Origin of the sequence: Streptomyces africanus (assembly GCF_002150735.1) — a bacterium.
Lineage (GTDB): Bacteria > Actinomycetota > Actinomycetes > Streptomycetales > Streptomycetaceae > Streptomyces > Streptomyces africanus.
Genome location: NZ_MUKA01000162.1, coordinates 1 through 6,787 on the forward strand (window position 1 = coordinate 1; position 6,787 = coordinate 6,787).

The following is a 6,787-nucleotide window of genomic DNA, read 5'->3' on the forward strand; positions in this document are numbered from 1 at the left end:
GGCAGAAGCCGGACGCGTCCGGCTTCTGCCCGTCGGACGGGGCGGATCCGGGCGAGGCCCAGCCCGGAGTGTCGTTCATCGTCGCTCCTTCACGGTGCCCGTCCGCGGTCGCGGCGGCAGGTTGGCAGCCATCGTGCCATGGGGTGGTCTTGGAGTGACCGGCCGCGGTATGGGCTGCGTACCTTCAATTGTCCGCGCGATAGGGGGCAGACTGACCGCATGGCTGATCAGTACGCGTACAGCGGCGACGACAAGCGGCCGACCGAGATCCCGGCGATCCGCTGGGAAGAGCCACCGGAAGGACCCGTTCTGGTCCTTCTCGACCAGACGAGGCTGCCGGCCGAGGAGGTCGAACTGGTCTGTACGGACGCGCCCGCGCTCGTGGAGGCGATCCGCTCGCTCGCCGTGCGCGGGGCGCCCCTGCTCGGCATCGCGGGGGCGTACGGCGTCGCGCTCGCCGCCGTGCGGGGCTTCGACGTGGACGAGGCCGCCGCGGCGCTGGCGAGTGCCCGGCCGACCGCGGTGAACCTGGCCGTGGGTGTGCGCCGGGCGCAAGCGGCCCACGAGGCCGCGCTGGCCGACGGGGGTGACATCCGGCAGGCGGCCGCGGCGGCGCTGGCGGCGGCGCGGCAGTTGCACCGGGAGGACGCCGAGGCCAGCGGGCGGATGGCCGAGCACGGGCTGGCGCTGCTGGACGAGCTGCTGCCCGGCGGCGGGCACCGGATCCTGACGCACTGCAACACCGGTTCGCTGGTGTCGGGCGGCGAGGGGACGGCGTTCGCGGTGGCGCTCGCGGCGCACCGGGCGGGCCGGCTGCGGCGTCTGTGGGTGGACGAGACGCGGCCGTTGTTGCAGGGCGCCCGGCTGACGGCGTACGAGGCGGCGCGCAGCGGGATGGCGTACACGCTGCTTACCGACAACGCGGCCGGGTCGCTGTTCGCCGCCGGGGAGGTGGACGCGGTGCTGATCGGGGCGGACCGCATCACGGCGGACGGTTCGGTGGCGAACAAGGTCGGGAGTTATCCGCTGGCGGTGCTGGCGCGGTATCACCATGTGCCGTTCATCGTGGTGGCGCCGGTGACGACGGTGGATCCGGACACTCCGGACGGGGCGTCCATCGAGGTCGAGCAGCGGGCGGGTCATGAGGTGACCGAGTTCGTCGCGCCGCAGGTGCCGGTGACCGGGGCTGAGGCGGGCGGTGGCATTCCGGTGGCGCCGCTGGGGACGCAGGCGTACAACCCGGCGTTCGACGTGACCCCGCCCGAGCTGGTGACGGCGATCGTCACGGAGGAGGGCGCGGTTTCGCCGGTCACGGCGGAGGCGCTCGCCGAGGTGTGTAACCGGTCGCGCCGGGCGGCGGCGGGCTGAGCCGGGCGGCTGCCGGAGCGCGTGCGCAGTGGCGCGGGCTCCGGCGGCCTCGTCCCTTCGCGGGGGCGAGGGGCTTGCCGCTGCCCGTCGTCGAGATCAACAAGGGGGGCGGGCGAGGGCAGACAGTAGCGCTTGCTGCGACTATGGTCACTGGCCGGTGACCTACCTCACCGCTGCCTTCGCCACCGTTATGAGAATGGGATGATGTCGTTTATGAAGGGACGAGTCCTTGTCGTCGACGACGACACCGCACTTGCCGAGATGCTCGGCATCGTGCTGCGTGGTGAGGGTTTCGAGCCGTCTTTCGTGGCCGACGGCGACAAGGCGCTGGCCGCCTTCCGCGAGTCCAAGCCCGATCTGGTGCTGCTCGATCTGATGCTGCCCGGCCGGGACGGTATCGAGGTGTGCCGTCTGATCAGGGCGGAGTCCGGTGTGCCCATCGTGATGCTCACGGCGAAGAGCGACACGGTCGATGTCGTCGTGGGCCTGGAGTCGGGTGCCGACGACTACATCGTGAAGCCGTTCAAGCCGAAGGAGCTGGTGGCCCGGATCCGGGCGCGGCTCAGGAGGTCGGAGGAGCCCGCTCCGGAGCAGCTCGCCATAGGTGACCTGGTCATCGACGTGGCCGGGCACTCCGTGAAGCGGGACGGGCAGTCGATCGCGCTGACGCCGCTGGAGTTCGACCTGCTGGTCGCGCTCGCGCGCAAGCCGTGGCAGGTGTTCACGCGCGAGGTGCTGCTGGAGCAGGTGTGGGGCTACCGGCACGCGGCGGACACGCGTCTGGTCAACGTGCACGTGCAGCGGCTGCGCTCCAAGGTCGAGAAGGACCCGGAGAAGCCGGAGATCGTGGTGACGGTCCGTGGTGTCGGGTACAAGGCAGGGCCGAGCTGACATGTCCGGCGACAGTGCCGCTCCGGCGCCCGGACGGTCCGGGGCCCGCCCGGGGCGGCCTGTCGGGCGGAAGAAGTCCGGCTCCCGCTGGGGGCGGTTCCTGGAGAGCGGGCTGCTGCTCCAGGGCGGGGTCCAGGGCAGCCCGGTCATCCGGCTGTTCATGCGGTGGGTGCGTCGGCCGCTGCTGCCCGTCATGCGGCTGTGGCGGCGCAACATCCAGCTCAAGGTCGTCGTCACCACGCTGCTGATGTCGCTGGGCGTGGTCCTGCTGCTCGGCTTCGTCGTCATCGGGCAGGTGCGCAACGGCCTGCTGGACGCCAAGGTGAAGGCGTCCCAGAGTCAGGCCACGGGCGGGTTCGCGGTGGCCAAGCAGCGGGCCGACGAGGCGTCGAGCGGCACGGGCGGCGATGTCGCCACGGCGGACGGGCGTCCCGCGCAGAACGTCAGCGAGTGGATGAGCGACCTCGCGTCCTCGCTGTCCAGCGGCGGCCAGGGCGCCTTCGACGTGGTGACGCTCCCGGCCTCCGACGAGGGCGGCGCGGGCGGCCGTGGGCAGCGGGCCTCCGGCGAGGTGGACTGGAGCCGGAGCGTGCCCGCCGACCTGCGCGAGCGGATCGGCAGCAGCACGATGGCCGCGCAGAGCTACGCCCGCATCACCTACAACAATCCGACCAAGGACTCGCAGCCGGGCTTGGTCATCGGCAAGCAGGTCAACGACCCCAACGGGGACCCGTACCAGCTCTACTACCTCTTCCCGCTCACCCAGGAGGAGAAGTCGCTGAGCCTGGTCAAGGGGACCCTCGCGACGGCCGGGCTGTTCGTCGTCGTCCTGCTGGGGGCCATCGCCTGGCTCGTGGTGCGGCAGGTCGTCACGCCGGTGCGGATGGCGGCGGGGATCGCGGAGCGGCTGTCCGCCGGGCGGCTTCAGGAGCGTATGAAGGTCACCGGCGAGGACGACATCGCGCGGCTCGGCGAGGCCTTCAACAAGATGGCCCAGAACCTCCAGCTGAAGATCAGCCAGCTGGAGGACCTTTCGCGGATGCAGCGCCGGTTCGTGTCGGACGTGTCGCACGAGCTGCGTACGCCGCTGACGACCGTACGGATGGCCGCGGACGTCATCCACGAGGCGCGTGAGGACTTCGACCCGGTGACCGCGAGGTCGGCGGAGCTGCTCGCCGACCAGCTGGACCGGTTCGAGTCGCTGCTCGCGGATCTGCTGGAGATCAGCCGGTTCGACGCGGGTGCCGCGGCGCTGGAGGCGGAGCCGATAGACCTCCGGGAGGTCGTACGGCGGGTGGTCAGCGGGGCCGAACCGCTCGCGGAGCGCAAGGGTACGCAGATCCGGATCCTGGGCGACCAGCAGCCCGTCGTCGCCGAAGCCGACGCCCGGCGCGTGGAGCGCGTGCTGCGCAACCTCGTCGTGAACGCCGTCGAGCACGGCGAGGGCAGGGACGTGGTCGTCAAGCTCGCCGCGGCGGGTGGCGCGGTCGCGGTCGCGGTGCGGGACTACGGGGTCGGGCTCAAGCCGGGCGAGGCGACCCGGGTGTTCAGCCGCTTCTGGCGGGCCGACCCGGCACGCGCGCGTACCACGGGTGGTACGGGTCTGGGGCTGTCCATCGCCCTGGAGGACGCGCGGCTGCACGGTGGCTGGCTTCAGGCGTGGGGCGAGCCGGGCGGTGGCTCCCAGTTCCGGCTGACGCTGCCCAGGACCGCGGACGAGCCGCTCAGGGGCTCGCCGATACCGCTGGAGCCCAAGGACTCACGGCGGAACCGGGGGCTCGACGACGCTGGGCTGCCGTGTGGCGGCGGGGACGGCGAGAAGCGGGCGACCGTGCCGGCACAGTCGGCGAGCGGGCCGGTGCCGTCGGGGTCGGCGCGGGATCCGATACCGCCGCGGGCGGCCTCCGCGGCCCCGACGGCTGATCCGACGGCGCTGCCCGGCAACGGCGCGCGCGTGGTGCCCCGGCCCGCCTCGCGGCGGCAGGACGATCCGCAGGCGACCCCGGAGCGGCCGGTTCGCGACGGGGGCGCGGGCGGCCCGGCGGGCAATGGTGTCGTGGGTGGTCCGGCGAGCACGGTCGGCAACGGTGCGGTGAGTGGCCCGGCGGGGACCGCCGGCGACCGCGAGCCCAGTGGTCCTGGTGGGGCCTCTCGGGACCGGGACGTGAGCGGGCCGCGGGACGCGGACAGGGACGGCGGATCCGCGGGGTCGGGCAGAGAGAACGAGGCGGAGAGCGCGGACAGACATGGGGAGGCATCTCGTGGGCGCTGACCGTGGGGGGCGTGGTCGGCGTAGGCCCGCGCGTGTGATGGCGTACGCCGCCGGTGGCGTCCTGCTGCTTGCGGGGTGCGCCTCGATGCCGGACAGCGGAGATCTGCGGGGTGTGGAGTCCACGCCGCGCCAGGACACCCAGGTGCGGGTGTTCGCCGTGCCGCCGGGGGAGGACGCGCCGCCCTCGGAGATCGTGCAGGGCTTCCTGGAGGCGCTCACCAGCGACGATCCGCACTACAAGACCGCGCGGCAGTATCTGACCGGTGAGGCCGCCAAGACGTGGCAGCCGGAGGTTTCCACCACCGTTCTGACGGACGGGCCGGGTGCCAAGCCGGAGGCTGGGGGCGGCGGGGAGGACACCGGGGAGATCTCGTACACGCTCACCGGCACCAAGGTGGCCACCGTGGACGCGCAGCAGGCGTACGCGCCGGCCACCGGGGCGTACGGCCGCACCGTGCACCTGACGCAGGACGACAAGAGCCGGCAGTGGCGGATCGACACGCTGCCGCAGGGCGTCGTCATGGGTGAGTCGGACTTCCAGCGCAACTACATGTCCGTCAACAAGTACTACTTCGCTTCGAACACCACGGCGGCCGAGGCGGACAGCCAGCCCACCGCGGTCGCCGACCCCGTCTACGTCCGCCGGCGGGTGGACCCCATGACGCAGGTGGTGCGCTCCGTCCTGAACGGGCCCACGCGGTGGCTGGGGCCCGTCGTCAGGTCGAGCTTCCCCACCGGTACGGCGCTGCCGAAGAAGACCGGTGCGCTGACGCCGGACGACCGGAACAAGCTGACGGTCCCGCTCAACGACAAGGCCGCGGGCATCGGCACCAACCGGTGCGAGGAGATGGCGGCCCAGCTGCTGTTCACGTTGCAGAGCCTCAGCCCCGCGGTGGAGGAGGTCGAGCTGCGGGTCGGCGGGGAGGAGCTGTGCTCGCTCAGGCAGGGCGCGGTCGATGCCGCCGCCTTCCGGAGCTCGGCGCGGCGCCCCGACTTCCTGTACTTCGTCGACGGCAAGGACCGGCTGGTACGGATCCCGGCGGGCAGCAGCGACCCCGAGTCGGACCCCGCGCCGGGAGCGCTGGGTGAGGGCGATACGGCACTGCGGTCGGTGGCCGTGTCGCGCGACGAGCACACCGCGGCCGGTGTCAGTCTCGACGGCAAGTCGCTGTACGTGGCGTCGCTGGTCTCGGGCGGTTCGCTGGGCGAGCCGGTACTGCGCAGCCATGGCCGGACCGAGGCCGATCGGCTGACGGCCCCCAGCTGGGACGCGCACGACGGCCTGTGGGTGGCCGACCGTGACCCGGACGACCCACGGTTGCTCCTGCTGGAGGAGGGCAAGGGGGATCCGCTGGAGGTGCGCGTGCCGCGCCTGGACGGGCGGGTCCAGGCCGTGCGGGTGGCCGCCGACGGGGTGCGGATCGCGCTCGTCGTGGAGAAGGGCGGCAAGAAGACCCTGCTCGTCGGGTTGATCGAGCGGGAGGGGAAGCCGGGCGAGCAGCCTGCCGTCAGGGTGGTGGAACTGCGTTCCGCTACGCCGGAGTTGGAAGAGGTCACCGCCATGTCGTGGGCCGGGGACAGCCGGCTCGTGGTGGTCGGGCGTGAGCACGGCGGCGTGGAGCAGATGCGGTACGTCCAGGTCGACGGCTCCACGCCGGACGTACCGGCGCCCGCGGCCCTGACCGGCGTGAAGGAGGTCACCGCCGCCGAGGACGAGCGGCTGCCGCTGGTGGCGTACTCGGTGGACGGCATCGTCCGGCTGCCGTCGGGCGCGCAGTGGCAGAAGGTGACGGAGGGGACGGCGCCGGTCTATCCGGGGTGAGGTGTGGTGCCCCTTGGCCGGTCCCCTCGGGGGGCTGGCTCAGTGGGTCGCCTTGCCGGGCCCCCTGGGGCTCCGGGCGCTCCTCTCCGGCCGCCCCCCGGAGTCGCTGGATGAAGCCAAACAGGCCGTTCAACCGAGCCGTCACTCGTGTGGGGGGCGAGCGGTTCGAAGGGCAGGGAGTTGTCCACAGGCCGTTGTCCACAGGGGTGGCAGGGCAGGGCCCGGGGCGGCACAGTGGTGGCCATGCGGGGGTGGTGGCAGGACCTCACCGACCTGGTGCTGCCGGCCGAGTGCGGGGGCTGTGGGAGGCCTCGTACGGTGCTGTGCCCTGAGTGCCGTGCGGTGCTGAGCGGAGTCGCGGCACGCCGGGTACGTCCGGCGCCGGAGCCGCCGCATGCACCACGGGCAGCCCGGGCGGCTCCGGCGCCGGACGT

4 protein-coding genes and 1 pseudogene are annotated in these 6,787 nt (G+C 72.7%); all 5 read left to right on the forward strand.

Translation table 11 applies throughout. The features are described from left to right. Positions 1-219: 219 nt before the first annotated feature. The gene (gene mtnA / locus CCL05_RS20335; RefSeq protein ID WP_086561916.1) at positions 220-1,368 is read left to right on the forward strand and encodes an S-methyl-5-thioribose-1-phosphate isomerase; all 1,149 of its coding nucleotides are present in this window, start codon (positions 220-222) and stop codon (positions 1,366-1,368) included. A gap of 201 nt (positions 1,369-1,569) precedes the next feature. Further along, positions 1,570-2,259 carry a two-component system response regulator MtrA gene (mtrA, locus tag CCL05_RS20340; RefSeq protein ID WP_003990656.1) on the forward strand — a complete coding sequence of 230 codons (690 nt, stop codon included), beginning with the start codon at positions 1,570-1,572 and terminating at the stop codon, positions 2,257-2,259. Position 2,260: 1 nt separating this feature from the next. Next, positions 2,261-4,531 (forward strand): MtrAB system histidine kinase MtrB, encoded by a 2,271-nt coding sequence (gene mtrB / locus CCL05_RS20345; RefSeq protein ID WP_086561917.1) that lies wholly within the window; start codon positions 2,261-2,263, stop codon positions 4,529-4,531. Further along, positions 4,521-6,353 carry an LpqB family beta-propeller domain-containing protein gene (locus CCL05_RS20350; RefSeq protein WP_086561918.1) on the forward strand — a complete coding sequence of 611 codons (1,833 nt, stop codon included), beginning with the start codon at positions 4,521-4,523 and terminating at the stop codon, positions 6,351-6,353. The genes mtrB and CCL05_RS20350 overlap by 11 nt, the downstream gene beginning before the upstream one ends. A gap of 243 nt (positions 6,354-6,596) precedes the next feature. Beyond that, positions 6,597-6,787 (forward strand): annotated as a pseudogene (locus tag CCL05_RS46290) (ComF family protein); the annotation flags it as partial.

Excerpts from the sequence above, each read along its gene's own strand:
- mtrB (WP_086561917.1), top strand. The coding sequence starts at position 2,261 with ATGTCCGGCGACAGTGCCGCTCCGGCGCCCGGACGGTCCGGGGCCCGC.
- mtnA (WP_086561916.1), top strand. The coding sequence starts at position 220 with ATGGCTGATCAGTACGCGTACAGCGGCGACGACAAGCGGCCGACCGAG.
- mtrA (WP_003990656.1), top strand. The coding sequence starts at position 1,570 with ATGATGTCGTTTATGAAGGGACGAGTCCTTGTCGTCGACGACGACACC.